Here is a 508-nt window from a genome sequence, read left to right as displayed (position 1 = left end):
TGCGTCGATGTCGGGCTCGATCGAGCGTGGCTCGATCGTCTTCACGCGCAACGTACCCGTCACGGCCCTCGCCGTCGGCGACGTCATCACCTACATCCCCCCGGCGTCATCGGGCATCACCCACTTGGTCACGCACCGCATCTCGGCGATCGAGCTGAATGACTCGTCGATGGTGTTCTCGACGAAGGGCGATGCCAACGCCTCCGCCGACCCGTGGGCCTTCACGCTCGACGCTGCCGATCAGGCCCGAGTCGATTTCGCGGTTCCTGGCCTGGGCTTCGTGTTCATCGCCCTCGCTGACCCGTCGACCCGGATGCTCGCACTGGGCATTCCGGCAGGCCTGGTTGCCCTCTTCTGCGTCGCCGAGATCGTCGTCGTCGTGCGTTCGCGGAGCAGTGAGCGAGCATCCCTCGGCGGAGGCCTCAGCGCTCCTTCCGCAGCCGTTGCTGTCTCGTAGCACCCCTGTTATTCGCCTGTTGACGGCCGATCGATAGCGTCGACATCGAGC

General features: G+C 65.6%; 1 protein-coding gene. It reads left to right on the top strand.

Annotation, left to right across the window (positions count from 1 at the left end; genetic code table 11):
- Positions 1-457, top strand: a 457-nt coding sequence (locus ACLD7X_RS18460; RefSeq protein ID WP_411425138.1) for a signal peptidase I, incomplete at its 5' end; no start/stop codon positions are given.
- Positions 458-508 lie beyond the last annotated feature (51 nt).

Origin of the sequence: Aphanothece microscopica RSMan92 (assembly GCF_046613545.2) — a bacterium.
GTDB lineage: Bacteria > Cyanobacteriota > Cyanobacteriia > PCC-6307 > Cyanobiaceae > NIES-981.
Note: the sequence above shows the minus strand (reverse complement) of the source record. Positions and strands in the feature narration are given on the sequence as shown.